Origin of the sequence: Escherichia sp. 93.0816 (assembly GCF_013368855.2) — a bacterium.
Classification (GTDB): Bacteria; Pseudomonadota; Gammaproteobacteria; order Enterobacterales; family Enterobacteriaceae; genus Escherichia; species Escherichia ruysiae.
The window spans coordinates 15692-41900 of the sequence record NZ_JABWNC020000018.1 but is presented as its reverse complement, the minus strand read 5'-3'; the positions used below and the strand labels follow the sequence as shown (position 1 = coordinate 41900).

Below are 26209 nucleotides of genomic sequence, written 5' to 3'. Positions count from 1 at the left end.
ACTATACACATAAGGGCTATGACAAAAGGTGGCAAAAATGAACGTTTCCAGTAGAACTGTAGTGCTGATAAATCTCTTTGCTGCTGTTGGGTTGTTTACTCTTATCTCTATGAGATTTGGATGGTTTATCTGATGTAGCAAAATTGCACGCAGTACGCACTGTCAGAGAAAAATCAACTCTCTGACAGTGCGTTAGATCTTCTCACACTCTCCAGATTTACAACATTATCCTTAATGTTTAACCATTACGTGGCGTACTACGGTGTAATCTTCCAGCCCATAAAGTGACATATCTTTGCCATAGCCTGAGAGTTTCTGCCCGCCGTGCGGCATTTCACTTACCAGCATGAAATGGGTATTAACCCAGGTGCAGCCATATTGCAGACGCGCGCTGACGCGGTGCGCTCTACCCACATCTTTCGTCCATACTGAAGAAGCTAAGCCATATTGGCTGTCATTCGCCCAGTTAACTACTTGCTCTTCGTTGTCGAAGACCGTCACGCTGACTACCGGCCCAAATACCTCTCTTTGGACGATAGCATCTTCTTGTAACGCACCCGCCAGCAGTGTAGGCGCATAATAATAACCATTACCCTGCCGCTTTTCACCGCCGGTGATCACCTTAATGTGTCCCGTCGCCTTCGCCTCTTCCACCGCCCGGCTGACGCGTTCGAGATGCGCCAGTGAACTTAACGGGCCAAGCTCTGTGGATTCATCATCCGGCGCGCCTGATTTCAACGTTGCCACTGCGGCACCGAGTTTTTCTACCAGTACGTCGTAAATGCCTTTTTGCGCGTAGATACGACAGGCAGCAGTACAATCTTGCCCGGCATTGTAATAGCCAAATGTACGTACACCTTCGACAACCGCTTCAATGTCAGCATCATTAAAGACAATCACTGGCGCTTTACCGCCAAGTTCCATATGAGTGCGCTTAATGGACGGTGCGGTATGGCTGATGATGTGCTCGCCGGTGGCGATAGAGCCCGTCAGCGACACCATCCGCACTTTGAGATGACCGGTCAGCGGATCACCCACCGTTTTGCCTCTGCCAAACAGTACGTTGATCACGCCTGCCGGGAAGATATCTTTCGCCAGCTCTGCCAGCTTCAACGCTGTCAGCGGGGTAATTTCTGATGGTTTAAGCACGACGCAGTTCCCTGCCGCCAGCGCCGGAGCCAGTTTCCACGCAGCCATCATCAGCGGGTAATTCCACGGCGCGATAGAAGCCACAACCCCCAACGGATCCCGACGGATCATCGAAGTATGACCTTCAAGATATTCACCTGCCGCCAGACCATTCAGACAGCGCGCCGCTCCGGCGAAAAAGCGGAAGACATCGACAATCGCCGGAATTTCATCATTGAACGCACTATGCAGCGGTTTGCCACAGTTACGGGACTCCAGTTCGGCAAAAACCTGACCGTTTTCTTCGATAACATCCGCCAGTTTCAGCAGGCATTCCGCACGCGCTTTTGGCGTGGTTTGCCCCCATTCAGCAAATGCTGCATCTGCCGCGCGAACAGCAGCATCCACCTGTTCTGCGGATGCCTCCGCAATCTCCAGTAATACTTCCCCCGTTGCCGGATTATAGACAGGCTGTTTTTCCCCTTCGCCGCTAACCAGTTCTCCGTTAATCAGTAACTTATGTTGCATAGCATATTCCTGTATCAGTGGTTATTGACCATTGTCGCCTTCGCGGGTTAGCCACCAGGCTCCCAGGATCGGCAAGGTTGTTACCAACATAACCAGCAGTGCCACCACGTTGGTTACCGGTACATCACGCGGTCGCCCAAGCTGATTGAGCAACCACAACGGTAACGTTCGTTCATGACCTGCCGTAAAAGTCGTAACGATGATTTCATCGAACGACAAGGCAAACGCCAGCATTCCTCCTGCCAGTAGCGCCGAACTGAGATTCGGCAACACCACGTAGCGGAAGGTTTGCCAGCCATTGGCTCAAAGATCCATTGACGCCTCTACCAGACTCCACGAGGTACGGCGAAAACGGGCGATGACATTGTTAAACACCACCACTACGCAAAAAGTCGCATGACCGACTACGATGGTGAAAAATCCCGGCTCCAGATTGATAGTTTTAAACGCGGTTAATAACGCCAGGCCTGTGACAATGCCCGGCAACGCAATAGGCAGCAGCAGTAACAGCGAAATGGCGTTTTTGCCGAAAAAGTCTCGTCGCCAGAGCGCGGCGGCTGCCAGCGTCCCTAACACCAGCGCCATTAATGTCGCCAGCGCCGCCACTTTAAGTGACAGTGTCACGGCATCAAGAATATCACTACGCTGTGCTGCCACGCTAAACCAGCGCAGCGTCAGACCTTGCGGTGGAAAACTAAACGCCGCATCTTCAGTGTTAAAAGCATAGGCCGCGATAATCAGGATGGGAAAATGGAGGAAAACCACGCCGCCCCAGGCCGCCAGTTTGAGGAAAAACGGTGCGCGCTCAGAGTGCATCGAACGCTCCCAGACGTTTCACGAACGCCAGATACAGTGCGATGAGAACAATCGGCACCAGGGTGAACGCTGCTGCCATCGGCATATTGCCAATCGCGCCTTGCTGCGAGTAAACCATGTTGCCGATAAAATACCCCGGCGGGCCAACCAGCTGCGGGACAATAAAATCGCCCAGCGTTAGCGAGAAGGTAAAAATAGAGCCGGCTGCAATGCCAGGGATCGCCAGCGGTAACACCACATAACGGAAGGTTTGCCGTGGACGTGCGCCTAAATCCGCTGAGGCTTGCAAAAGTGACGAGGGCAAACGCTCCAGCGCCGCCTGCACCGGCAGAATCATGAACGGCAGCCAGATGTAGAGAAACACCAGAAAGCGTCCCAGTCCGGAAGTTGACAGTGTATTACCACCCACCGCCGGTAGCGTGAGAAACGCAGTTAATAACGGTTCCAACCCCAAATGCTGTAAAAACCACTGCGCCACGCCATCTTTCGCCAGCAATAACGTCCAGGCATAGGCTTTGACGATATAGCTCGCCCACATCGGCAACATTACTGCAATGTAAAAAAACGCTTTCATCTTACCGCTGGTGTAGCGCGCCATATACCACGCCATTGGAAAAGCCAGAATGGCGCTGGCGATAGTGACTGCCACAGCCATAGTCAGCGTGCGGAGAATGATGTCGTAATTGGCCGGATTAAACAGCGCGCGGATATTCGCCAGTGTCAGTTCCGGTGTTACCGACATGGTGAAATCATCAAAGGTATAAAAACCCTGCCATAACATCGTCAGCAGCGAACCGAAATAGACGATGCCAAACCACATCAACGGGCCAAGCAGCAGTAAAAACAGCCCCAGCCCCGGATTACGCCAGAAGAAACCGGACACCTTACCCAGACCTGGACGTGAAGGTGATTGCAATACATTCATCGCCATTCACCTCTCCTCAACCAGCGGCACCATCACATCACGCGACCAGGAAACCATCACCTGTTGTCCTGGAGTAAGCGTAGCGGGGAGTTCTTCCCCCGTCATATTGGCCTGACTAACCAGCAGTTTTTCACCGCCGCTCAGTGTCAGTTCAAAACGGGTCGCCGCCCCCTGATACTGCACCGCCTGGATCGTGCCATTAGCCTGCACTTCGCCAGGTGTATTGAGGCGAATATGTTCCGGGCGCAATGCGAAGCTACCCATCATTCCGCAAAGTTTCTCTGCCATCAGCGCATCAAAAACGTTGGATGTACCCACGAATCCGGCAACAAACGGCGTGCGCGGGCGCATGTAGAGATCACGTGGTGAATCGACCTGCTCAATGCGACCGTTGTTGAACACCGCCACACGGTCGGACATTGATAATGCTTCCCCCTGATCGTGGGTGACGAAAATAAACGTAATGCCGAGAGATTGTTGCAGCTTTTTCAGCTCAAGTTGCATCTGCTCACGCAACTTGAGATCCAGCGCGCCGAGTGGTTCATCCAGCAATAATACGCGCGGTTCATTCACTAACGCTCTGGCGATAGCAACCCGCTGGCGCTGACCACCAGAAAGTTGTGATGGTTTACGTTGCTGAACAAAACCCAGCGCCACTTTTTCCAGCGCCTCTTGCGCCATGATGTAACGCTGTTTTTTCTCCACTCCTTTGACCATCAGCCCGTAGGCCACATTATCGAGAATCGACATATGGGGAAACAGCGCATAGTCCTGGAAAACGGTATTAACATCCCGCTCCCACGGTGGCAGATTGCTGGCGGGTTTACCAAAGATAGCGATCGCCCCGCCGGAAAGTTGTTCAAATCCGGCAATCAGGCGCAGGCAGGTGGTTTTGCCGGAGCCGGACGGCCCCAGCATTGAAAAGAACTCACCATCTTTTATCGCAATACTGACGCCATCTACCGCGCGCACGTCACCGTACAACCGCGAGACGTTGTCAAACTCCACTGCGTACGTCATAAAACACCTCAGCGAAGTTAGCGACCGCCCATAATGGCAATGTAATCCTGCGTCCAGCGACTGTAGGGAACAAACTTGCCCCCTTCTGCTATAGGCGTTTTCCAGAAAGCAATTTTATCGAAATAGTTAAAACCGTTGGTCTCACAGCCTTTTTCGCCTAATAACGGACTGGCTTTACATCCTTCCGGCACGACCGGCAATGAGCCAAACCAGGCTGCCACATCGCCCTGCACTTTTGGCGTTAATGACCAGTTCATCCATTTGTAAGCGCAAACCGGATGTTTCGCTTCGCTATGCAACATGGTGGTGTCGGCCCAGCCGGTAACGCCCTCTTTTGGGAATACGGTGGCGATCGGTTGGCCTTCGGCTTTCAACGCGTTGGCCTGATACGGCCAGGCGCTGGAAGCCACGACACCCTCGTTTTTGAAATCGCTCATTTGTACGGTGGTGTCATGCCAGTAGCGATGGATTAACCCATGCTGATCGCGCAGCACTTTCAGCACCGCCTGATATTGTTCTTCGGTAAGTTGGTATGGATCGCTGATGCCCAACTGCGGCTGCGTAGCTTTGACAAACAACGCGGCATCGGCAATATAGATGGGGCCATCATAGGCTTGTACCCGGCCTTTGTTGCTCTTGCCGTCCGGCAGATTCTGCTCAACAAAAACCACTTGCCAGCTATCCGGCGGTGTCGGGAAGGTTTTGGTGTTGTACATCAACAGGTTAGGCCCCCACTGATACGGCGTACCATAAACTTTACCGCCGACGTTAAACCAGTCGCCTTTTACTACACGAGGATCGAGTGTTTTCCAGTTAGGGATGAGCGCGGTATTAATCGGCTGCACGCGTTTACCCATAATCAAACGCAGCGAGGCATCGCCGGACGCCGTAACCAGATCGTAACCCCCTTTGGTCATCAGGCTGACCATTTCATCGGAAGTCGCGGCGGTTTTCACATTCACCGCGCAACCTGTCTCTTTTTCGAATTGCGTTACCCAGTCGTATTGTTTATCGGTTTGTCCGCGTTCGATATATCCCGGCCAGGCGATTATATCCAGGCGCCCTTCCGATTTATCTAAATTGGTGGGGGGCTCGGCGGCGTGGGCAGTCATTATTGTCATGGTGAGCGCACACAGGCTGCTGCGGGCAAATGTCTTGCTCATAAGGTCTTACTCCTGTCGTAATTAATTGTTCAGCCGCCGTGCCGTAAAAATATCTCCTTGTTTAACCATAGACGGCGGCTTGCAGGCACACCTTCGCCCCTGAGAAAATTTAATCAGGTTGTGAGCTAACGCGCATTATGCCGTCTGTGAAGCTATCTTCTGGAGTATAGACAAGGGGTTACGAAATATGGCTTCTATTCGAAATTCATATTACCCAACCTGAGAGGAATTAAATTGAAAGCTACTTAAGATGTTCTTGAATAAGTTTGCCTAATTCTTTTACTGCCTGCTCTTCACGCTCTCCCCATTGCCACGCGGTATTAAAACGGAAAAAACGCGACCAGCGTTCGCCAGTAGAAAACATTTTACCCGGCGCAATACTGATGTGATGCGCCAGTGCCGCCAGACTTAATTCTCCCGCATCTAACGGTTCGGGAAGTTCCAGCCAGAGAAAATAACCACTGTCGTTATGGTGTATTTTCACTTCCGCAGGCAGGTAACGCAGCAGCGCCTGCCAGGCGCGTTGTTTGCGTTCCGCGAGCTGACGACGTAGACGACGCAGATGCGCATCATAGCGGCGTGTAGAAAGGTAATCCACCAGGGCAAGCTGCATCGGTGAACTGGTGGAAAGTGTACTCATCAACTGCAAACGTTGGATTTTACGCGCATGTTTTCCTGCGGCGACCCAACCGATGCGAAAACCTGGCACTAGGCATTTGGAGAATGATGAACAATGCAGCACGCCATCGTGGCGATCCCACGCTTTTGCGGGCAGCGGTTTTTCCCGTCCGAAGTAAAGTTCGCTGTAGACGTCATCTTCAATCAGCATCACGTTGTACTGACTAAGGAGTTCTACCAGCCGCGCTTTTTTCTGTGGCGTTAAGGTAAAACCGAGCGGGTTCTGGCTGTTGGTCATTAACCAGCACGCTTTCACTGGATACTCTTGTAACGCCAGTTCAAGCGCCTGAAGGTCGATCCCCTCGTTAACATCCGTCGCCACCGATAACGCTTTCAGCCGTAACCGCTCCAGCGCCTGTAACGCGCCGTAAAAACAAGGATTCTCGACAATCACCCAGTCACCCGGTTCGGTTACCGCTTGTAAACTGAGATTTAGTGCTTCCAGCGCCCCGGCGGTGATGACGATCTCATCAGGCGAAATTGTGATGCCCTGTAGAGCATAGCGACGAGCAATAGCCTGCCGCAGTTCTGCGTTTCCTGGCGGTAAGTTTTCAATCACGCTCATCGCCGTTGCGGTTTTGCTTACCTGGGCCAGGGAGCGATTAAGTTGTTGAAGCGGAAACAAGCGCGGATCGGGAAAAGCGGATGCAAACGGCACCACTGAAGGATCGCGACTGGCCTGCAACATGTCAAAAATATAGGTATTGATATCGACCGTTTCATCACGTGTGACCGGAATGACTGGCGCTTTCGGCAGTTTTAATGCCTGTGGCGCAACGTAATAACCCGACTGCGGTCTCGCGATAATATGCCCCTGACTTTCGAGCAACTGATAGGCATGGCTGACGGTCATAAAACTCATGCCAGAAAGCGCCACCTGTTCACGCAACGAAGGCAAACGATCGCCGGGTTGCCAGATGCCCGACGCAATTTGCTCACGTAATTGTTCTGCCAGTTGCTGGTATTTTTTCATTATCGGATCGTTTTTATGTGCAGATGATCCGGCAGTCTATATCAGTTGTTAAAAATGACAACTTTTCGTTAACTGTAATTAAACCATCACCAGCGATAACTCTTTGCCCAGAGCTTTAGCCGCAAGCTGGACGGCGTCGATTTTTGTCGCGTGGTGCAAATCAAACAAGCGGGTGATCTCCTGCTTAGGTTTACCAATTCGCTTCGCCAGCTCTTGCTGGGTGATTTCTGACTGCAAAAAAGCATTTAGCAGCAATACCTTAGAGGCGACGCTTAAAGGTACTTCAATAAAGTGATCGTTATTATTTAATGGCGAAGGTAACGGGATAAGCTCGTTGTCTTCAAAATAAAAATCAAATGCGGTGATTAAGGCATATTTTGCTGCCTCCATCGCTTCAGCGACTGTTTCTCCCTGAGTCAACGCTTCAGGAATATCTACAAAAGAAACCACATAACCGCCTTCCGGCGCGGGTGTAAGAGTGACGGGATAACGCATAATTTCGACTGTCTCTCGCATGTCATTAACCTTTTAACTGGCGATTAACTCAAACCGAGTTGTTTCAGAATGGCTTTACGCAATGGTTCTTTGATCTCATCGCTGGAGTGACGCGGCATGACACTGCGCCTCCCGCGAAACCGGAGTTTCAAATGGTTGCTGCCATTCGTCACATCTACGCCCTGAGATTCGAGCCAACGTCTGAACTCGTTTTGTTTCACATCGCCTCCCTGCCGCTGAGTATATCAACAAAGTAAACATTATTGTTTACCTCCGTATGTAATTTGCTCGAAAATAGCACTTAATTGCCGCAACGGCAGAATGCGATGCAAAATCAGGAAGGCTGATTCCAGAATTTCTTTGCGCTAATTTGCAAAACTGAATAATAACCTCAAGAAACTATCGGCATCATAGCGGCAAAAGGTAAGAAAAAGGTGTCGGGATGTTTACGAAGGCGTTATCGGTTGTCTTATTAACGTGTGCGCTGTTCTCTGGACAGTTGATGGCAGGACACAAAGGACATGAATTTTTGTGGGTAAAAAATGTGGATCATCAACTGCGTCATGAAGCGGACAGTGATGAATTGCGCGCCGTTGCGGAAGAATCGGCAGAAGGTTTGCGCGAGCATTTTTACTGGCAAAAGTCACGCAAACCAGAAGCGGGACAGCGTTGAGTCGTTTGTTGCCGGATACGGTATGAACGCCTTACCCGGCCTGTAATATCTGCAAATTCAATAAGTTGTGAACAGGTCTGAAAACTTGCGTTTTTACCCTTTTCGCTTCGGCAATGTTTTCATCAGTTCATCCGGGCTTACGGAGGCGACAACACTCCCCGGTAACGGCATTTTCAGAATGTGATTTTTGATTTTGCCGATGACGTGCATCTCACACGGGCGGCAATCAAACTTCAGCGTTAACACTTCATCACCATTAACCAGCTGCATTGGCGTTGCTTTCCAGCTTTTGATATTGCCTTTCGCCTGCTTCGGACACAGATTGAAGGCAAAGCGCAGACAGTGCTTGGTGATCATTACCGGCACTTCGCCCTTCTCTTCATGCGCTTCATAGGCAGCATCAATCAGTTGCACACCATAGCGATGATAAAATTCACGCGCTTTCTGGTTGTAAACGTTCGCGAGGAAACTCAAATGTGTTTGCGGATAAACTGGCGCAGGGTCAGCAACCGGTTTACGACTACCGCGCTGATAACTGGCAAGACGCGCAGCATCCAGCATTTCAGCAGCCTCACGGCGGAACTGATTTAACAGACTATTTGGCACAAACAGCGCCCCCGGCAAGTTAATTTGTACATTACGAGCGTAATAGATAGTCTGCCCCAGCTTCGACAATCCTTCGGTCAGATTGTTGAGTGCTTTTTCGGCATTATTCGCCTCGTCGAACTGCCCGTCCAGGGTATGCGTGATACTGACGCCCTCTTCGCTGGTCAGAGTCAGAATCAATTGTTCCTGCCAGCCGCCCAGTTCAATGTCTACCGCCACTCGACGTTCGCTGGAGGTTTTGGTCAGCGCCTGCTGCCAGTTATGGTCGAGGTTGCGATTAAGCAGATGGTGCGGGCGAATTTTGTGCAGCTCTGCTGGCATCTCATTTGGCCAGACGCGGTACTGATTTTCCCCGGTTTTCTCTACCGTGTTGGCACGAAAGCCGACGACTTCACGTTTAATCATTACGTTCAGGCCATCGCCGTTAGCCAGCGGTTCGGTAACCTCAACATCAAGATGATCTTTCGCTACTTTCACGACTTCACCCACCGGCAGGCCGATAAATTTCGGTGAATCGAACGCGCCAATATCGCCTTTACGCGCATTAACAAAGTAGTCTGTGCTGCCACGATGGAAGGTTTTTTCCGTCGACGGTTCGAAGAAGTGCTCGGTACGACCGGATGAAGCTCGCGCCAGATCGCCACGTTCTTCAATAATGGCATCCAGCATCTGGCGATAATGGGCGGTGATATTCTTCACGTAGCTCATATCTTTGTAACGCCCTTCAATCTTGAAGGAACGCACGCCTGCATCAATCAACGCGCCCAGGTTGGCAGTCTGATCGTTATCTTTCATCGACAGCAGATGTTTTTCATAGGAAACCACCCGCCCCTGATCGTCTTTCAATGTGTATGGCAAACGGCACGCCTGCGAGCAATCGCCACGGTTGGCGCTACGCCCTGTTTGCGCATGAGAAATGTAGCACTGACCCGAATAGGCCACGCACAGTGCGCCATGAATAAAGAATTCAATGGTCGCGTCCGTGGCCTGATGAATCGCGCGGATCTGCTCCAGATTAAGCTCACGCGCCAGCACAATCTGCGTAAAACCGACGTCCGAAAGAAACTTCGCTTTCTCTACAGTGCGAATATCACACTGCGTACTGGCGTGTAGTTCAATCGGCGGAATATCAAGTTCCAGAATCCCCATATCCTGAACGATCAGTGCATCAACGCCTGTCTGGTAAAGGTCGGTAATCAGTCGCTGCGCAGGTTCCAGTTCATCGTCATGCAAAATGGTGTTAAGCGTGACGAAAATTTTTGCACCATAACGATGGGCAAATGGCACCAGCTCGGCAATATCTTTCAGGCTATTACTGGCATTATGACGGGCACCAAAACCAGGGCCGCCGATATAAACAGCATCGGCACCGTGCAAAATAGCTTCGCGGGCAATGGCGGCATCGCGTGCCGGACTTAACAGTTCAAGGCGATGAGAAGATACGGTCACATTCTTATCCAGTAGCTGAAAAATGGCGGCTATTTTAGCCACAAGCGCGACGTTGCGAAATAGTTTTCCCGCTTAACTGCGTGGGTAATGAATAAGGGAATGAAAATGCACGGCTTGCTTGCCGCCATTACGATAGGTATGCGTGACGTCGGCAGCAAAACGAGCACCTTCTCCGCAATTAAGGCTACGCCATTCACCATCAACGCACAGATCTAACTGCCCATCAATGACGACAACATGCTCAATTACCCCCTTTTCGTGCGGCGTCGATTCGCTTATTGCACCGGGTGCCATCTGAATCGAGAAGTGTTCAAAGCAGAGTTGCGGATCATAAGGAAACAGCGAAGTGATCACCATTGCCTGCTGTTGTGGATCATAAACTGATGGCGTGACGGTCTGTGGCGGCGAAATAAATGTCGAAAATGGCACGTTCATCCCGGTGGCAATTTTCCATAATGTCGCGACCGTCGGGCTGGATTCATTGCGCTCGATCTGCCCTAACATCGCTTTAGAAACGCCCGTGGCTTCTGCCAGTCGCGAAAGACTCCAGCCGCGCTGCTGACGTAGTTGTTTTAGCGTGGCGGATAAATAGTGAGCGAGATTTTCCATGCGAGTCCTCCTGCAAAACAGGAGTTTATCACTTGTGCGTTATAACGGACAAATGATACGGTGCCTGTACGCTATAACGCACGAGGTGACTATGCGTCTGTTTTCTATTCCCCCACCCACGCTACTGGCGGGGTTTCTGGCGGTATTGATTGGCTACGCCAGTTCAGCAGCAATAATCTGGCAAGCGGCGATCGTCGCCGGAGCAACCACTACACAAATCTCCGGCTGGATGACGGCGCTGGGACTGGCAATGGGCGTCAGTACGCTGGCTCTGACATTATGGTATCGCGTGCCTGTTCTCACCGCCTGGTCAACGCCTGGCGCGGCGTTGTTAGTCACCGGTTTACAGGGATTAACGCTCGGCGAAGCCATTGGCGTTTTTATAGTCACTAACGCATTAATTGTCCTCTGCGGCATAACGGGACTCTTTGCTCGTCTGATGCGCATTATTCCGCACTCACTTGCAGCAGCAATGCTTGCCGGGATTTTATTACGCTTTGGTTTACAGGCGTTTGCCAGTCTGGATGGTCAGTTTACGTTGTGTGGCAGTATGTTGCTGGTGTGGCTGACGACGAAAGCCTTTGCGCCACGCTATGCGGTGATCGCCGCGATGATTATTGGGATCGTGATCGTTATCGCACAAGGTGACGTTGTAACAACTGACGTTATCTTTAAACCCGTTCTCCCTGCTTATATAGCCCCTGACTTTTCGTTTGCTCATAGCCTTAGCGTTGCCTTGCCTCTGTTTTTGGTGACAATGGCGTCGCAAAACGCACCGGGTATTGCGGCAATGAAAGCAGCCGGGTATTCGGCTCCGGTTTCGCCACTGATTGTATTCACAGGGTTGCTGGCGCTGTTTTTTTCCCCTTTCGGGGTTTATTCCGTCGGTATCGCGGCAATTACTGCCGCTATTTGCCAAAGCCCGGAAGCGCATCCGGACAAAGATAGGCGTTGGTTGGCTGCCGCCGTTGCGGGCGTCTTTTATTTGCTTGCTGGTCTGTTTGGTAGCGCCATTACCGGAATGATGGCAGCCCTACCGGTTAGCTGGATCCAGATGCTGGCTGGTCTGGCGCTGTTAAGCACCATTGGCGGTAGTTTGTATCAGGCGCTGCATAATGAGCGTGAGCGCGACGCTGCTGTGGTGGCATTTCTGGTAACAGCGAGCGGGCTGACATTGGTTGGGATTGGTTCGGCGTTTTGGGGATTAATTGCCGGCGGCGTCTGTTACGTGGTGTTGAATTTAATTGCTGACAGAAACCGATAATAAGAAGCGCCATCTTACGATGGCGCGACTGGCATTACTTTTTGTTAACGTCAAACATGGTGGCATCGGTCGCCATGTCATCAATAACTTGCTTAATGTTTTCAAAAGCCATTGGCGTACTTTCGTTATTCAGATCTTTACCTTCGCCCTGACGAACGACTTTGATAACAGGTTTATTGGTAGCCGCATCAATCAGTTCGCCTTCAAAGTACAGGCGGGTATCCATGGTACGGTGACCGGTTGCCATTTGTGTTCCCGCTACCACTAATGCAACAGGAACCACTTCATAGAATTGCAGCCCTTCTTTGCTGGTATCAACACCGGTAATGGCACCACGGAAAATCAGACTACGCGGACCAGCGGTAGTCACCAGTGGTTTACGCTGCGCGATAGCCTCTTTCATTTCGGTATTGGTATAGCTCAAAATTGTATCCAACACTTTCTGCCCTACCTGGGTAGAGGGTTTCGGCACCGGATAATAAGTGATTGGATTCCAGACAATACTGTCATATTTACTTTGGTCGAAATCAGGGGAAACCCAGCGTAAAACGGGTTTACCTGTTGCCGATGTTGTTTCCTGAAGATCAGAGTAATTCTTTAAAAAGCCAGAGTATTTATCCGGCTGGGTGATTTTAGAGGCACAGCCGGACAGAGCCAACAAGCCGCATAAAGCTGCAACTTTCGCAATTGATGTGGTACGCATGAATAGTTTCCTGAGATGATTATATTACTTTTTAAGTTATAGCAAAAAGCACCGCTTCGTGTTGTGGCAAAAAAAGTGTTGGCAGAAATAAATTTATCGGCCCCTTTTTCGACAATATAGTCAATGCTGAAAAAGGAGCTGAGTCAATCATCATTGATTTATTTTCAGAGACTTGAGGCGATAAAAAAGCACATCCGCTGTGACTTATTTCACATCATCCTGCTAAAAAATATGCTTACCGAATAGATCAACAGGCAAACTTCTTACGTTGATCCTTTTCAGGTCATTTCTTACGTGCCAGCATAGTAGCGAAACGCAGTTTAATACGATTACCGTTGGCATCGGTGCGGTGTAATTCACCGACATCTTCATTGTATTTCAATAAATCCCAGCCTTCATAATAACGACGTAGCTCTCCTTCTTTGAAGGCAAACGGAAAGCCGACGGTACATGGAAAATCAGCGGTATCCATCGCTGCCACAATCAGGTTGTAACCGCCAGGTTTAGTACAACGTTGCATATTGGCAATCAGCCCTGGGATGGTTTTCGCCTCCAGGAACATCAGCACCACTGTCGAAAGAATAAAATCATATTGCCCATCAAACGTGAGGCTATTCAGATCGATAACCTGAGTACGTAAATTTTCCAGATTTTCAATGGCTTTAATGCGCTCAACGTTGGCAATACTCATGGCATTTTTATCCCATGCGTCAACATCATAACCATTGGCTGCAAGGTAAAGGCTGTTACGACCGTTGCCACAGCCCAAGTCCAGCGTTTTCCCCGGTTTAACGATTTTCACAGCGTCCAGAACTTCGGAGTGTGTGCGGGTGAGTTCGTATTTGTTAGTAAAGTAGTTTTCGTCACGAATGATCATTCTCTGTCCTCGGATTTCATTAAAACGGCGCGCTCAGTTCTGATTAACAATTTTCCCTGCATCAGAAGCGCGAAAGTACGGATGAGCAGTAATGCAATAATAAAATTGGTAAAGATAAACAGCGGCACCGCCAGTGTATGGAAAAAGCCATTATCGCTGCCGCTTCCCAGATGCAAACCGGTGGTTGCCAGCGCAGAAACACCGAACGAAAAACTCCAGAATGAGGCATTAAACGGCTGTGAGAGATACCACGGCATCAGGCGCAGCATAAACAGCAATTGCAGCAGCCCGTAGCCAAAGAGCATTTTCGCCAGCGTGTCACCCTCGCCGCCATTGACGCTCAACCAGGCGCTACAAGCCACCAGCGCAGGGGCAAGCTGAATGCCGAGCGATGTCCGCAGCGCCGTGGGTAATTCTCCCGAACTGCGCAGTCGTTGAAGGATCACCGGTTCAAGGCTTAACCAGGAGAAGACACCAGCCCCTAAAAATACCAGTCCGGCATCGGTATAACCCAGCGCACCGCAGGCCATCGCGCTGATAAAGTTATTGGCAACCGTCGGCAAATAAAGCCCCGGTGTCGTCGCTTCTTCAGGGTGAGAACCGCGCCATAATCCGGCAGTTTGCCAGGCGGCGTAAACCAGTTGAATCACTACCCCAACGCTGAACAGACACACTGCCAGCGGGCGATACCACGGCACAAAACCAATTGCCACCAGCATCGTCGTCGCCGGAAACAAACTAACAAAACTGCTCATCACCGGATGGCGCACTTCCGCCAGCACGCTGTGCGGAAAGCGCATAAGTCGGGTAATAAATGCGGTGGTCAATAATCCCCAGATGACCATCGCCAGAATCACCAGCCCATCCCCCAACCAGTGACTGACCTGCCAAACCTGGCTGGCATAGCGCCAGGCAAATCCCATCCCTATCGTCCCCAACACAATGCCAAAATAACCTGCTGGTAAATTGAGCACTTTATCGCTCTGCATCTTCTTACTCATTTTGTTTAATTTATAAAGTATATTTGAAATGCATTTTATGGAAATTTCTCAAACATAGCCAGAGTCGCAGAATTTGCTACGATTATAGTAAGTCACCTGCGGGAAAACGCTATGCACAAATATCGTCTAAGTGAAGAGCAACGAGCCTTTAGTTATCAAGAAGATGGCCTCAAAAAAAGTGTGCTATTACGGCAGATTATTGCCATAGCCGATTTTAACGATGTGATAGCAGGAACGGCTGGTGGTTGGATCGATAGCGAAACTGTGCTGGCGCAGGAAGGAAATTGCTGGATTTACGACCAGAATGCCCTCGCGTTCGACGGAACGGTTGTTTCCGGTAATACGCGCATCACCGGGACCAGCGTGCTATGGGGAGAGGTTTGCGCGACGGATAACACCTGGATCGATAATAGTGAAATCAGCCAGGGCGTTCATATAAGTGACAGTGTCACAATTCGTGATTCATTAGTTTGCGGTCAGTGTAGAATTTTTGGTCAGGCCTGTATCGATCAACATTCAATGATCGTCGCCGCACAAGGGTTAACGCCCGACCACCATCTTCTGCTGCAAATTTATGACCGAGCCAGCGTCAGCGCCTCGCGCGTTGTCCATCAGGCGCAAATTTATGGCGATGCCGTCGTCCGCCATGCTTTTATTGAGCATCGTGCCGAAGTTTTTGATTTTGCGCGTATTGAAGGTAATGAAGAAAATAACGTCTGGCTGTGTGACTGTGCGAAAGTCTACGGTCACGCACGTGTGATTGCCGGAACTGGAGAAGATGCGATTCCAACAATTCATTACAGCTCTCAGGTGGCGGAATATGCCATTGTAGAAGGCAATTGCGTGTTAAAACATCATGTTCTGATTGGCGGAAATGCCGTTGTGCGTGGCGGCCCGGTTCTGCTCGACGAGCACGTTATAATACAAGGTGAGAGCCGTATTGCAGGTGCGGTAATGATTGAAAACCATGTCGAGGTAACCGACCACGCCGTCGTTGAAGCCTTTGATGGCGACACGATTCATGTCCGTGGTCCAAAAGTCATTAACGGTGAGGAACGTATTACGCGAACGCCTCTGGCAGGGTTATTATGATTCGATAATGCGCGCGTATAAGTTCACATCATCATAAGCATCATTAAGGAACTCAGCCTGTTTCAGGCAACCTTCGAGGATAAAACCATTGCGCAAGGCAACCTGGTTGCTTTGCGGATTGTCCACCCGACATTTGATCACGAAGCGTCTAAGTTCACCAGACTGGGCGTAATGGTGAATCAATGCCTGTAGCGCCTGAGAAATGATCCCCTGCCCCTGATGGGATTCGTCCAGCCAGTAGCCAATTTCAGCGGTTTTATTCAGCGGTTCAATTCGATTAAACGATATAACGCCGACGAGTTCATTTTCTTTAAAAATCATAAACATTTTGGCATAGCCGCGTTGATGCAGCATCACATTCCCCTGCACCGTTTTTCGCGTGTCCTCTTCGCTGAGAACAAACTGCGGCCAGTTTAGCGACTGCTGTAACCAGTTTTTATTTTTACAGGTTAACTGATAAAGGGGTGTGACGTGACTTTCTGCAACGGCATGTAATTCAAGTGAGTCGCTTACTTTTATCGTTTCAGTCATCTTATCTCCAGTCACTCTTTGCAGTCGTTAAAAAAGCCGCCTGGCAGGCGGCTCAGCAAAGTTTACACCTCTTTGACGCTCTCCTGTTGCAGGATTTTAAGCATCTCATCCTTCATTTGTAATTTCTGTTTTTTCATGCGGGCGACTTCCGCATTGTATCCTCGACCGTCAGAACCTTCCTTTCTGGCAATTTCATGATCAAGTTTATTGTGTTTATCGAACAAGGACATAAAGCGAGGATTTTCGTTTTTCAGACGGGATATTAAATCTCGATATTCTGGAAACATACGCACTCCCTGTTAGTGGCTGACAACATGTATATGGAATATACAACATCAGATTACCCATTTAACTTGAGGAAAAATGCGAGCGGGATCGTGTTTAACCAGACGGCACCCTCCCGGAAGAAGATGCCGAAAAAATGACGCTTAGTTCATCACGCGATCGTCAACATACTGGCGTTTATCCGGTGCTGGAGGGAAATACTGATACAACCATGTTTCACTGATGGCATCGCCCTGGCAGCGCAAATACATACGCATATCGACCGGATCAGTTGAATCCGAAGTCGGATACCAGTCAAACTGAATACGGTAACCATCAATCGGCTCAATGTAGAGAATTTCTATTTGTTTCGCTTCACCACTGGAAAGTGTGATAACAGGCTCAATCCCTTTCGGCGCAGCAGCTTTCAGATCACCACCGACAAAATCGACGGCAAAACGACGAGCCCATTTTTCCGGATAATGCTCACCTGGCGCCCAGCCTTCAGGGAAGCCCCCCATGCCAGTACGCGTCGCCAGGACTCGTGCTAATGGACAATGAACGGGAGGTTGCGCACTCCAGTAAAGACGATACTGAAACGCCAGTTCGTCGCCCGCTTTGACTGCTTTTTCTGGTTGCCAGAAACAAACAATATTATCCAGCGTTTCGCCGGTCGTCGGGATCTCCATCAAACCGATAGTGCCCTTACCCCACTTGTTACGCGGTTCCACCCACAGACTTGGGCGTTTGTTATACCAGCCCATAATGTCCTGATAATGGGAGAAATCACGATCCAGCTGCAACAAGCCAAACCCTTTTGGATTGTTATCGGTATAGGCATTGAACTGCAATTTCTGCGGATTATTCAGCGGACGGCAGATCCACTCACCATTGCCCCGCCACATGGAAAGACGGTCGGAATCATGGATTTGCGGATGAATGGTGTCGCACATACGACGTTCGTTAGTCCCGCAACTGAACATACTGGTCATCGGCGCGATGCCCAGCTGTTTAATGTCTTTACGCGCATACAGATGATTTTCGACATCCATAATCACCTGGTTCTTCTCACAGTGGATGGTGAACTTGTAAGCACCGGTAATGCTGGCGCTATCGAGCAACGCATAAACGGTAAAAGTGGTCGCGCCAGGTTTTACCGTATCGAACCAGAAGGCGGTAAAGTCGGGAAACTCTTCTTTGCTGTCGGTGTAAGTGTCGATCGCCAGACCACGCGCCGATAAACCGTATTGATAAGTGTCATCAACGGCACGGAAATAGCTGGCTCCCAGGAAAGAAACCACGTCGCGGCGCGCCAGTTCCGGGGCTTTAAATACACGGAACCCCGCAAAACCGAGATCGCTTTGCCCTTCTAATTGTTTGGTATCAACACCCGCATCGTTGTATTTGAACAACTCCGGACGGAAGTGTATTTCGCGCGCCAGATGTGTTGCTGGATCAACAGAGAACATGCGAACACGGCGACGGAATCCCATCCCCATATGGAAGAACTGAGCGTCCAGCTGGCGGTTCTCAACGTTATGCCAGAGTGATTTTTCGGCGTCATACTGAATGCTGTTATAAGCCTGCGGCGTCATCGTCGCCAACGTATCGGGTAACGGACGCGGCGCACCACGCCACGCTGTTTGCGCTAAGTCGTGCGCCATCGACTGTAAAACAGAGAAGTCAAAACGCTGGGTTTGCCCGTCGGCAATGTCAGATTCTGCTGCGAACGCAGCCTGAGAAAAAAGAGAAGCAATGCCGCTAGTCCCGCACACGGCGGCCATAGCCATTGAACCTTTAATAAATCGTCTACGATCCATACCTGAAAGTGAGTCCTTCTGGTGTAGTGAATGGTCCCGCGCTGGTCGTATTCAGCGGCAAGAAAATGCTTATTAATGACCGCTCACTCTAGACAATATTTATTAATAATCCAATTGTTGAACTCAGAGAATATGCATAAATCGGCAATTTTTTTCTGTCGATGGGAAGAGCCTGATTCGTTTGTAAAATCAGGCAAATTTTTGCAAAGTCGGATGGCCAGAATTTAAAGCAAACCACAGCGGCGTCTACTGCGTTCTTCCGCTTCCTGGTACAACTGAAATTCATCAAATACCGGACACCCCAGCGCCTGCTCAAAAGCCTCCCGACTGGCATTACCGTGACTGCGCATTTGCGTTTCATTACCCAGATTAGACTGGAAGATCCCCGCTGCACTAACCGGCAGGAAATCCTCATAAGTAATAGGTTGCGCCACTACCCAACCACGTTCGATCAAAGGTTGTGGATCGTCACCGGGATGGATTGCCTGACGATGCGCCTCACCCGATGGCGTCAGGCGATAACGAAACCATGCCAATCCCTGCTGGCGCATCAGAAATTCACTGTCCGGGAAGGCGCTGAAGGTTTCCTGCAAATGCAGTTGGTGAGTGAGATTATCCTGTCCGATTCCGGCGTTACGCAGAAGCTCATCATACAGTTGCCGTCCTTTCAGCGTTAACGCCACACCACGTTGCTCTATCTCACCAAAGCGTGCGGTATGCGTTCCCTGCTTTTGCCCAGCAAACAACACGGTCTCTTCCAGCGCCTTAAAGCTGGTCTGGCGCAGTAAAATCGGCACCTCGCGGCGCGGCGGCCCTTCGATCAGAATTTTGGGTTCAATACCGCATTCGGGCATCATCGACTGCACCCGGTCAATGTCGAGCGTGCGTGGCGTCAGGTGGTTAATATGACAGCCAGGAAAACAGACCACATCAGCAATCAGTCGATGTTCGTTGTGCAACGCGCGATAGGTTTCTTCATCTACTGTTGCTGACTGATGCCAGCGAAACGTCTCCAGGGCTTCCTGCACAAACTCCCGCGCCTGAGCTTTGCTAAAGCCGCCCTCCTGATCATATACATCTAACAGCTGTCGACAACGCGGGGTAAAGATATCGCGCTGATGTAAAATCTCCGCCGCCTTCTGGCGCAAGGTTTCGTTTTCGATGAGCTCAAGGCGAAGTAATGAGGTAAAAACCCGGAAAGGATTACGCGCCAGCGAGGCATCATCGATAGGACGAAATGCCGTGGAATGTACCGGCACGCCAGCCTGCGAGAGATCGTAATAACTGACCGGATACATCCCCATAATGGCAAATATCCGCCGTAGAGTGGCAAGTTCTTGCGCGGTGCCGACGCGAATCGCCCCATGACGTTCAACGTTAAGTCGCGCCAGTTCGTCCGCATTTACCATTTTTTCATGCAATTGGGGATTGTTTTCCAGCACAGACAGATTGACGTCAGCCACCAGTTCCAGCAGCGTACCGTACTGTGGAACTTCTTGCTGATACATGGCTGACATAGCCTGCGAAAACTGTTCCCGAATCTCATCCGCCGTGATGCTGTTCGCCATAATCTCTGCCTCCAGTGGTCAGTAATCTGGAGTGTAGGTAACCACATTTACTCTGGTGGGAAGAATTTACAAACTGTGATCTCCCCACGAAATCAGTAAAACCACGCCTGGAAACGTAACAAAATTGCTTTATATGTTAATAATATTTTGCAATCAAGTTATCATAATCAAACAACTTCACTTGTCAGCGGCACCGCTTCGTTTTTAACATCGCTTATGGAAAAAAATAGTCTGTTTAGTCAGCGCATCCGTTTGCGCCACCTTCATACTTTCGTAGCTGTCGCACAACAAGGAACTTTGGGGCGCGCGGCTGAAACCCTTAATTTGAGTCAACCTGCGCTCTCTAAAACATTGAATGAACTTGAACAATTGACAGGCACCCGCTTATTTGACCGTGGACGTCAGGGCGCACAGCTTACCTTACCTGGCGAGCAATTTTTAACCCATGCAGTCAGAGTGCTTGACGCTATCAACACCGCAGGTCAGGCGCTTAATCGTAAAGAAGGGCTTAACAATGATGTTGTAAGGGTTGGTGCATTACCCACTGCTGCACTGGGGATCTTGCCTTCCGTTATTGGTCAGTTTCATCAGCAACAAAAAGAGACCACTCTGCAAGTTGCCACTATGAGTAACACCATGATTCTGGCAGGCTTAAAAACGGGGGAAATTGATATCGGTGTTGGTCGGATGTCAGATCCTGAACTGATGACCGGGCTTAATTACGAATTGCTGTTTCTCGAATCACTGAAACTGGTTGTCCGGCCTAACCACCCGCTTCTTCAGGAAAACGTGACGTTAAGTCGGGTGCTGGAATGGCCGGTTGTCGTATCGCCAGAAGGCACTGCGCCCCGCCAACATTCAGATGCGTTAGTACAAAGCCAGGGCTGCAAAATTCCTTCGGGTTGTATTGAAACGCTTTCAGCATCGCTTTCGCGTCAGCTTACGGTTGAATATGACTATGTGTGGTTTGTCCCTTCTGGCGCTGTAAAAGACGACCTGCGTCATGCCACGCTGGTGGCGCTGCCTGTTCCGGGACATGGTGCAGGCGAACCGATTGGAATACTGACCCGCGTAGATGCAACGCTCTCTTCCGGCTGTCAGCTAATGATTAACGCAATTCGGAAATCAATGCCATTCTGAAAGGTGAAGGGATCTTGCGATCCCTTCTTTGACATTATCACGCCGTTGCCAAACTAACCGAGCGCCCTGCCCCTCGTTGATTCGCAGGTAACGATTGTTTCTTCAGGCGGAATACATCCACAGCCTCAGTTAATCGTGCCGCCTGCTCTTCAAGAGACACTGCCGCTGCAGAGGCCTCTTCCACCAGAGAGGCATTCTGTTGCGTTACTTTATCCATTTCAGAAATCGCCTGGCTGACCTGCGTTATCCCCCTGCTTTGCTCATCGGAGGCAGCGGCAATTTCCTGCATGATATGTGTGACGCTCGCCACGGCATCCACAATGGCACTCATCGTTTTCCCGGCGGTTGTAACCTCATCGGATCCTTGCCCAATTAATCTGACTGATTCGCTAATCAAGCCTTCAATTTCTTTCGCCGCCTGGGCGCTGCGACTGGCAAGTGTACGCACTTCGCTGGCGACAACCGCAAATCCGCGACCTTGCTCACCAGCTCGCGCAGCTTCAACGGCGGCATTGAGCGCCAGAATATTTGTCTGGAAAGCAATACTGTTGATCACGGCGGTAATTTCGGAAATTTTTTTCGAGCTACTGGAGATATCGCCCATTGTTTTCACCACGCCAGAGACTGTCTTCCCGCCATCGCTTGCTTTAACGGAAGCCTCTTGTGCCAGACGGCTCGCGTGGTGTGCATTGTCCGCATTCTGTTTCACCGTCGCAGTCAGTTGCTCCATGCTGGCAGCGGTTTGTTCAATCGCCGCCGCCTGTTCTTCCGTGCGCGAAGAAAGGTCAGCATTGCCAGCGGAGATTTCGCTGGTGCCGCGATAAATCTCCTCCGCCCCCTGGAGTACCGTCCCGACGGTCATCACCAGAGAATGCTGCATTTTCTGTAGATGACGACTTAATCGTCCTATTTCGCTGCGCCCCGTAGGTTCGTCGTTCATTGTCAGATCGCCACCGGCGATTTGTTCAATACGTTGCGCGGCATGTTGCAGAGGTCGAATCACAATCCGACGCAAAACGATGAAGGTCATCAGCGTCATGACCAGGGCAAGGATAAACGCACCAATCATAAACATCACACCCAGTCGAGTGCGCTGATGCGCCTGCTCCGCCAGGTGGTTCGCTCTGGCGCTACGTATTTCAACGGCTTTGTTTAATATATGGGTATAACTATTATCCAGCGTTCGGATCTGCTCACTTTCATGATTAATAATCGCTTCAAACATGCCGTTTTTGGCATATTTCAGCATAGGCAGGAGGCCAGTTATATAAGCCTGAAAACGTTGATTTAATTCAGCATCCAGAGCTTTATCTGCAGCCGTTTTCACCTGGCGATTCTGGTAAGTACGATAACCTTGCTGCGATTGTTTAATCTGCAATTCCGCTTGTGCGATATTTCGCTTCATCTTTTCCATTTCTGCGATACGGCTCGCCGCCCCGGCCTGAATCATATTGATGCGGGCTGAACGCAGATAATCAGAGCTATTTGCCAAACCGGTGCGAATCTGGATCTCTGCAGTAGCGTCACGCTGATCGCGGTCAGCCTGCCAGAGAAAATACCCAGCCAGAGCTGAACTCAGGGCAAATAGAAGTAATATGCCGCCCAGAATACAGGCAAATAGCGGAACCAGCCTGATGTGATATAAAAAACCTAAGCGGTGTGAGGGTGTTGTATGCATGGCCGTTGTCTCTCTTCCAGATTTACTCCCGAGAGAGAATCATCGGCAATCGGTGGTAATTGCTTACTGCCAAAAACGTTTTCACTTCACATTTTCACAACATTTTATGCGTTAAGAGATCATCGGGCGCCGCAATGAATAGGCTGGCGAATAAGGATGCTTTTTGAGATGTATTGCGTGAAATTCTGGAAAGCGTTACGCAATTTCGCAAGGTGATTATTTCTCTGCTAAGAGAAACTGCATAGGATGATCGCGGGTGCCTGAGACTTTCTGTTTTCAGGCTAACCGGGAATCAGAAAGACGGAGGCCCCGACCGATATTTCTATCAACCGAGGCCAACGAATGAAACCCACAATTCAGATGTTAGTCTCTTACCTGCCATCCGGCAAGGAGAAAGGCTATGAAGCGCAACCCCCTGGTGGTGTGTCTGCTCATTATTTGTTTCACAATACTGGCATTCACACTTCTGACCCGACAGACGCTCTACGAACTGCGGTTCTGGGACGGTAATAAGGAGGTGGCGGCTCTCATGGCCTGTAAGTCCAGGTAAGGGTCTGCGCGGGGAGTTTTCCCCGCGCATCTGGATGGCGAGTTCATTTTCTCATGGCACCCCTTTTCATACTGCAACTGCAACCGGAACCTGGCTCGCATTTAATCCTGTCGTTTATGTTATCTGATTAAAATTTGCCGGAAGCCGTCACGCAATTTCGTAAAGTGATTATTTCCATGCTAATAGAAACTACATAGGATGATCGCGGGTGCCTGAGACTTTCTGTTTTCAGGCTAACCGGGAATCAGAAAGACGGAGGCCCCGACCGATATTTCTATCAACCGAGGCCAACGAATGAAACCCACAATTCAGATGTTAGTCTCTTACCTGCCATCCGGCAAGGAGAAAGGCTATGAAGCGCAACCCCCTGGTGGTGTGTCTGCTCATTATTTGTTTCACAATACTGGCATTCACACTTCTGACCCGACAGACGCTCTACGAACTGCGGTTCTGGGACGGTAATAAGGAGGTGGCGGCTCTCATGGCCTGTAAGTCCAGGTAAGGGTCTGCGCGGGGAGTTTTCCCCGCGCATCTGGATGGCGAGTTCATTTTCTCATGGCACCCCTTTTTTCCTTTCAGTTAGTACATGTCTTTTTCGATGCGCTGATAGATCCATCGTTACAAACAAATTTGCCACCAGCCATTGTTTACCAAATTTTATGTTCGGTATAAAAGTTATACGCTGGGTGGACTTGATTTCACTTAGCGAGATCAAAGATTGAGGAAAATGGATTTCAATATTAACTGAAAGATAAAATGGTTAAATATAAACCAGACAAACGCATAAATACTAATTATGGTTTTATTTGTCATACAAATAAATATAATAGATGCTTCCGATGTAGACCCGTATTCTTCGCCTGTACCACGGGTCTGGTTTAGTACAGGCGTTTTCTTTTATTGTCGTCAGGAACGCTTACGCGGCATCATGCGCAGAAGCGTGTTGTCCTTCCAGAAATAGTGGTGTGCCAATGCAGCAGCAGCATGTAGCCCGATAACGAAATATCCCAAATTTGCCAGCGTTTCATGCCATGACTTTAAAATATCTACCAGATCGAAATTTGGCTCTGATGTGTAAGGCATCGTTACACCGAACGCAAACCAGGGATTGCCACGGTTATACATCATCACGATGCCAATCAGCGGCAGCGCGATAAACAGCAGGTAAATGACCAGATGCCCAAGATGCGCAAGCCCCGTTATCATCGGTTTCGGTTTAGGCACAATTGGCGGGGTTGGGTATTTCAGTCTTAGCACAAGACGAAGCACCATTAATACGAGAATCGAAATGCCGCAGGAAACATGGATCATGTTGATGAGCGGCCGATCGCTACGTGGGAAAAAGCCACGAAACTCCATTGCACAATAGGCTGCAATAACCAGCAAAAAGACCAGCCAGTGAATGCCAATTTGTAACCTTGCGTATTTATTTTCCATAATATTTCCTGATTTAAAACAACTTATCGTTAACATAACCAGCTTTTCTTAAAATTTCATTAAATATTGTTCGCCCTTTTTCAGTACGTTACGTTTCGCTGCACGAATGTAGATTGCTCATCCCGCCATCCTGGTCTAAGCCTGGAAAGGATCAATTTTCACCCAAGAGTTCCTTACAGGAGAAAACCATGAGTAAAGTTGGCATTAACGGTTTTGGTCGTATCGGTCGACTGGTGTTGCGTCGATTACTTGAGGTCAAAAGCAACATAGACGTTGTCGCTATTAATGATCTCACATCCCCGAAAATTCTCGCCTATCTGCTGAAACATGATTCAAACTACGGCCCGTTCCCCTGGAACGTTGATTTCACTGAAGATTCACTTATCGTTGATGGGAAAAGCATTGCGGTTTACGCCGAAAAAGAGGCGAAAAATATTCCGTGGAAAGCGAAAGGTGCAGAAATCATTGTCGAATGTACAGGCTTTTATACCTCTGCAGAAAAATCGCAGGCGCATCTGGATGCTGGCGCCAGGAAAGTACTGATTTCCGCCCCTGCCGGTGAGATGAAAACTATCGTTTATAACGTCAATGACGACACTCTGGATGGTAACGACACCATTGTTTCTGTAGCGTCATGTACCACAAACTGTCTTGCGCCGATGGCTAAAGCCTTGCACGACAGTTTCGGAATAGAAGTCGGCACGATGACGACCATTCATGCTTATACCGGCACCCAGTCACTGGTGGATGGTCCGCGTGGTAAAGATCTACGCGCTTCACGTGCGGCGGCAGAAAATATCATTCCCCACACCACTGGCGCGGCAAAAGCCATTGGCCTGGTGATCCCGGAACTGAGCGGCAAACTGAAAGGCCATGCGCAGCGTGTACCCGTGAAAACAGGTTCGGTCACCGAACTGGTGTCTATTCTCGGGAAAAAAGTCACTGCCGAAGAGGTGAACAACGCGCTTAAAAAAGCGACAAACAATAACGAGTCATTTGGTTATACCGATGAAGAAATAGTCTCTTCCGATATCATTGGTAGCCATTTCGGTTCGGTGTTTGATGCCACGCAAACGGAGATTACCGCCGTGGGCGATCTACAACTGGTGAAAACAGTCGCCTGGTACGATAACGAATATGGGTTTGTTACCCAGCTTATTCGCACTCTCGAAAAATTCGCCAAACTCTGACAGATACAGGCGGAGAAAAATGCCTCCGCCT

General features: G+C 49.8%; 26 protein-coding genes and 2 pseudogenes. 8 read left to right on the top strand and 20 right to left on the bottom strand.

The features are described 5' to 3' along the window. The first annotated feature begins 37 nt into the window (after positions 1–37). Positions 38–133, top strand: a complete 96-nt coding sequence (yncL, locus tag HEM79_RS16905) for a stress response membrane protein YncL (RefSeq protein ID WP_071598995.1) — start codon at positions 38–40, stop codon at positions 131–133. 98 nt (positions 134–231) lie between these two features. Here yncL and patD read toward each other — a convergent pair whose 3' ends face one another. The 8 genes and pseudogenes from patD to HEM79_RS16865 all read right to left on the bottom strand — a co-directional run bounded on the left by patD (position 232) and on the right by HEM79_RS16865 (position 7947). Further along, positions 232–1656 carry an aminobutyraldehyde dehydrogenase gene (gene patD / locus HEM79_RS16900; protein WP_176241056.1) on the bottom strand — a complete coding sequence of 475 codons (1425 nt, stop codon included), beginning with the start codon at positions 1654–1656 and terminating at the stop codon, positions 232–234. A 21-nt stretch (positions 1657–1677) separates the two neighbouring features. After that, positions 1678–2472: pseudogene (locus tag HEM79_RS16895) on the bottom strand (ABC transporter permease). Then, a complete protein-coding gene (locus HEM79_RS16890) occupies positions 2462–3403 on the bottom strand; it encodes an ABC transporter permease (protein ID WP_176241055.1) in 942 nt (313 codons plus the stop codon). The pseudogene HEM79_RS16895 and the gene HEM79_RS16890 overlap by 11 nt, the downstream one beginning before the upstream one ends. Next, positions 3404–4417, bottom strand: coding sequence for an ABC transporter ATP-binding protein (locus tag HEM79_RS16885; protein ID WP_176241054.1), 1014 nt, complete (start codon positions 4415–4417; stop codon positions 3404–3406). A gap of 17 nt (positions 4418–4434) precedes the next feature. After that, on the bottom strand, positions 4435–5580 hold the full coding sequence (gene ydcS / locus HEM79_RS16880; protein ID WP_176241053.1) for a putative ABC transporter substrate-binding protein YdcS: 1146 nt from the start codon (positions 5578–5580) through the stop codon (positions 4435–4437). A 241-nt stretch (positions 5581–5821) separates the two neighbouring features. After that, positions 5822–7231 carry an aminotransferase-like domain-containing protein gene (locus HEM79_RS16875; RefSeq protein ID WP_176241052.1) on the bottom strand — a complete coding sequence of 470 codons (1410 nt, stop codon included), beginning with the start codon at positions 7229–7231 and terminating at the stop codon, positions 5822–5824. A 78-nt stretch (positions 7232–7309) separates the two neighbouring features. After that, positions 7310–7726 carry a type II toxin-antitoxin system antitoxin HicB gene (gene hicB, locus HEM79_RS16870; protein ID WP_077629270.1) on the bottom strand — a complete coding sequence of 139 codons (417 nt, stop codon included), beginning with the start codon at positions 7724–7726 and terminating at the stop codon, positions 7310–7312. A 44-nt stretch (positions 7727–7770) separates the two neighbouring features. Further along, the gene (locus tag HEM79_RS16865; protein WP_021550815.1) at positions 7771–7947 is read right to left on the bottom strand and encodes a type II toxin-antitoxin system HicA family toxin; all 177 of its coding nucleotides are present in this window, start codon (positions 7945–7947) and stop codon (positions 7771–7773) included. A 221-nt stretch (positions 7948–8168) separates the two neighbouring features. Between HEM79_RS16865 and HEM79_RS16860 the strand changes: the two genes are divergently transcribed. Beyond that, positions 8169–8399: a YncJ family protein gene (locus tag HEM79_RS16860; protein WP_000494239.1), complete on the top strand. Its 231-nt coding sequence runs from the start codon at positions 8169–8171 to the stop codon at positions 8397–8399. Between the two features lie 93 nt (positions 8400–8492). On the opposite strand, the gene rlhA is transcribed toward HEM79_RS16860, so the two are convergent. Further along, complete coding sequence (rlhA, locus tag HEM79_RS16855) at positions 8493–10454, bottom strand: 23S rRNA 5-hydroxycytidine C2501 synthase (RefSeq protein WP_176241051.1); 1962 nt, start codon at positions 10452–10454, stop codon at positions 8493–8495. Between the two features lie 72 nt (positions 10455–10526). Beyond that, a complete protein-coding gene (locus tag HEM79_RS16850; RefSeq protein WP_176241050.1) occupies positions 10527–11063 on the bottom strand; it encodes a helix-turn-helix domain-containing protein in 537 nt (178 codons plus the stop codon). Between the two features lie 52 nt (positions 11064–11115). On the opposite strand from HEM79_RS16850, the gene ydcO reads away from it, so the two are divergent. Further along, positions 11116–12327: a BenE family transporter YdcO gene (ydcO, locus tag HEM79_RS16845; RefSeq protein ID WP_176241291.1), complete on the top strand. Its 1212-nt coding sequence runs from the start codon at positions 11116–11118 to the stop codon at positions 12325–12327. A 34-nt stretch (positions 12328–12361) separates the two neighbouring features. On the opposite strand, the gene HEM79_RS16840 is transcribed toward ydcO, so the two are convergent. From HEM79_RS16840 to tehA, 3 genes are all read right to left on the bottom strand, one after another. Further along, positions 12362–13030, bottom strand: a complete 669-nt coding sequence (locus HEM79_RS16840; RefSeq protein ID WP_021550819.1) for a DUF3313 domain-containing protein — start codon at positions 13028–13030, stop codon at positions 12362–12364. 283 nt (positions 13031–13313) lie between these two features. After that, positions 13314–13907: a tellurite resistance methyltransferase TehB gene (tehB, locus tag HEM79_RS16835; protein ID WP_176241049.1), complete on the bottom strand. Its 594-nt coding sequence runs from the start codon at positions 13905–13907 to the stop codon at positions 13314–13316. Continuing rightward, on the bottom strand, positions 13904–14896 hold the full coding sequence (gene tehA, locus HEM79_RS16830; protein ID WP_001190281.1) for a dicarboxylate transporter/tellurite-resistance protein TehA: 993 nt from the start codon (positions 14894–14896) through the stop codon (positions 13904–13906). The genes tehB and tehA overlap by 4 nt, the downstream gene beginning before the upstream one ends. A gap of 123 nt (positions 14897–15019) precedes the next feature. Between tehA and ydcK the strand changes: the two genes are divergently transcribed. Further along, on the top strand, positions 15020–16000 hold the full coding sequence (gene ydcK / locus HEM79_RS16825) for a YdcK family protein (protein ID WP_176241048.1): 981 nt from the start codon (positions 15020–15022) through the stop codon (positions 15998–16000). Here the strand turns inward: ydcK and rimL are convergent. The 4 genes from rimL to hglS all read right to left on the bottom strand — a co-directional run bounded on the left by rimL (position 15995) and on the right by hglS (position 20183). Continuing rightward, a complete protein-coding gene (rimL, locus tag HEM79_RS16820) occupies positions 15995–16531 on the bottom strand; it encodes a 50S ribosomal protein L7/L12-serine acetyltransferase (RefSeq protein ID WP_021550822.1) in 537 nt (178 codons plus the stop codon). The genes ydcK and rimL overlap by 6 nt on opposite strands. Positions 16532–16593: 62 nt before the next feature. Next, complete coding sequence (locus HEM79_RS16815) at positions 16594–16818, bottom strand: YdcH family protein (protein ID WP_010351400.1); 225 nt, start codon at positions 16816–16818, stop codon at positions 16594–16596. A gap of 141 nt (positions 16819–16959) precedes the next feature. Further along, positions 16960–18615, bottom strand: coding sequence for a glucan biosynthesis protein OpgD (gene opgD, locus HEM79_RS16810; protein WP_071990632.1), 1656 nt, complete (start codon positions 18613–18615; stop codon positions 16960–16962). A 224-nt stretch (positions 18616–18839) separates the two neighbouring features. Then, on the bottom strand, positions 18840–20183 hold the full coding sequence (gene hglS / locus HEM79_RS16805; protein ID WP_176241047.1) for a 2-oxoadipate dioxygenase/decarboxylase HglS: 1344 nt from the start codon (positions 20181–20183) through the stop codon (positions 18840–18842). Between the two features lie 216 nt (positions 20184–20399). Here hglS and HEM79_RS16800 point away from each other — a divergent pair, with 216 nt between their 5' ends. Then, entirely contained in the window at positions 20400–21323 is a 924-nt protein-coding gene (locus tag HEM79_RS16800) for a LysR substrate-binding domain-containing protein (RefSeq protein ID WP_000414571.1), read from the top strand. Between the two features lie 37 nt (positions 21324–21360). On the opposite strand, the gene HEM79_RS16795 is transcribed toward HEM79_RS16800, so the two are convergent. After that, entirely contained in the window at positions 21361–23001 is a 1641-nt protein-coding gene (locus HEM79_RS16795) for a methyl-accepting chemotaxis protein (RefSeq protein WP_176241046.1), read from the bottom strand. Positions 23002–23401: 400 nt separating this feature from the next. Between HEM79_RS16795 and HEM79_RS16790 the strand changes: the two genes are divergently transcribed. Both HEM79_RS16790 and HEM79_RS16785 read left to right on the top strand, forming a co-directional pair. Then, positions 23402–23551: a type I toxin-antitoxin system Hok family toxin gene (locus tag HEM79_RS16790; RefSeq protein WP_176241045.1), complete on the top strand. Its 150-nt coding sequence runs from the start codon at positions 23402–23404 to the stop codon at positions 23549–23551. 352 nt (positions 23552–23903) lie between these two features. Then, positions 23904–24053 carry a type I toxin-antitoxin system Hok family toxin gene (locus HEM79_RS16785; protein WP_176241045.1) on the top strand — a complete coding sequence of 50 codons (150 nt, stop codon included), beginning with the start codon at positions 23904–23906 and terminating at the stop codon, positions 24051–24053. A gap of 73 nt (positions 24054–24126) precedes the next feature. On the opposite strand, the pseudogene HEM79_RS22695 reads toward HEM79_RS16785, so the two are convergent. Next, positions 24127–24192, bottom strand: a pseudogene (locus HEM79_RS22695) (hypothetical protein); the annotation flags it as partial. 265 nt (positions 24193–24457) lie between these two features. Further along, a complete protein-coding gene (cybB, locus tag HEM79_RS16780) occupies positions 24458–24988 on the bottom strand; it encodes a cytochrome b561 (protein WP_176241044.1) in 531 nt (176 codons plus the stop codon). 188 nt (positions 24989–25176) lie between these two features. Between cybB and gap the strand changes: the two genes are divergently transcribed. Then, a complete protein-coding gene (gap, locus tag HEM79_RS16775) occupies positions 25177–26178 on the top strand; it encodes a type I glyceraldehyde-3-phosphate dehydrogenase (RefSeq protein WP_176241043.1) in 1002 nt (333 codons plus the stop codon). Positions 26179–26209 lie beyond the last annotated feature (31 nt).

Coding starts and splice junctions, on each gene's coding strand:
- HEM79_RS16795 (WP_176241046.1), bottom strand. CDS start 23,001: ATGCATACAACACCCTCACACCGCTTAGGTTTTTTATATCACATCAGG.
- patD (WP_176241056.1), bottom strand. CDS start 1,656: ATGCAACATAAGTTACTGATTAACGGAGAACTGGTTAGCGGCGAAGGG.
- rimL (WP_021550822.1), bottom strand. CDS start 16,531: ATGACTGAAACGATAAAAGTAAGCGACTCACTTGAATTACATGCCGTT.
- HEM79_RS16875 (WP_176241052.1), bottom strand. CDS start 7,231: ATGAAAAAATACCAGCAACTGGCAGAACAATTACGTGAGCAAATTGCG.
- ydcS (WP_176241053.1), bottom strand. CDS start 5,580: ATGAGCAAGACATTTGCCCGCAGCAGCCTGTGTGCGCTCACCATGACA.
- HEM79_RS16885 (WP_176241054.1), bottom strand. CDS start 4,417: ATGACGTACGCAGTGGAGTTTGACAACGTCTCGCGGTTGTACGGTGAC.
- HEM79_RS16850 (WP_176241050.1), bottom strand. CDS start 11,063: ATGGAAAATCTCGCTCACTATTTATCCGCCACGCTAAAACAACTACGT.
- ydcO (WP_176241291.1), top strand. CDS start 11,116: ATGATACGGTGCCTGTACGCTATAACGCACGAGGTGACTATGCGTCTG.
- HEM79_RS16890 (WP_176241055.1), bottom strand. CDS start 3,403: ATGGCGATGAATGTATTGCAATCACCTTCACGTCCAGGTCTGGGTAAG.
- hicB (WP_077629270.1), bottom strand. CDS start 7,726: ATGCGTTATCCCGTCACTCTTACACCCGCGCCGGAAGGCGGTTATGTG.
- HEM79_RS16790 (WP_176241045.1), top strand. CDS start 23,402: ATGAAGCGCAACCCCCTGGTGGTGTGTCTGCTCATTATTTGTTTCACA.
- HEM79_RS16860 (WP_000494239.1), top strand. CDS start 8,169: ATGTTTACGAAGGCGTTATCGGTTGTCTTATTAACGTGTGCGCTGTTC.
- cybB (WP_176241044.1), bottom strand. CDS start 24,988: ATGGAAAATAAATACGCAAGGTTACAAATTGGCATTCACTGGCTGGTC.
- hglS (WP_176241047.1), bottom strand. CDS start 20,183: ATGGCGAACAGCATCACGGCGGATGAGATTCGGGAACAGTTTTCGCAG.
- ydcK (WP_176241048.1), top strand. CDS start 15,020: ATGCACAAATATCGTCTAAGTGAAGAGCAACGAGCCTTTAGTTATCAA.
- tehA (WP_001190281.1), bottom strand. CDS start 14,896: ATGCAGAGCGATAAAGTGCTCAATTTACCAGCAGGTTATTTTGGCATT.
- opgD (WP_071990632.1), bottom strand. CDS start 18,615: ATGGATCGTAGACGATTTATTAAAGGTTCAATGGCTATGGCCGCCGTG.
- HEM79_RS16840 (WP_021550819.1), bottom strand. CDS start 13,030: ATGCGTACCACATCAATTGCGAAAGTTGCAGCTTTATGCGGCTTGTTG.
- tehB (WP_176241049.1), bottom strand. CDS start 13,907: ATGATCATTCGTGACGAAAACTACTTTACTAACAAATACGAACTCACC.
- yncL (WP_071598995.1), top strand. CDS start 38: ATGAACGTTTCCAGTAGAACTGTAGTGCTGATAAATCTCTTTGCTGCT.
- HEM79_RS16785 (WP_176241045.1), top strand. CDS start 23,904: ATGAAGCGCAACCCCCTGGTGGTGTGTCTGCTCATTATTTGTTTCACA.
- HEM79_RS16815 (WP_010351400.1), bottom strand. CDS start 16,818: ATGTTTCCAGAATATCGAGATTTAATATCCCGTCTGAAAAACGAAAAT.
- gap (WP_176241043.1), top strand. CDS start 25,177: ATGAGTAAAGTTGGCATTAACGGTTTTGGTCGTATCGGTCGACTGGTG.
- HEM79_RS16800 (WP_000414571.1), top strand. CDS start 20,400: ATGGAAAAAAATAGTCTGTTTAGTCAGCGCATCCGTTTGCGCCACCTT.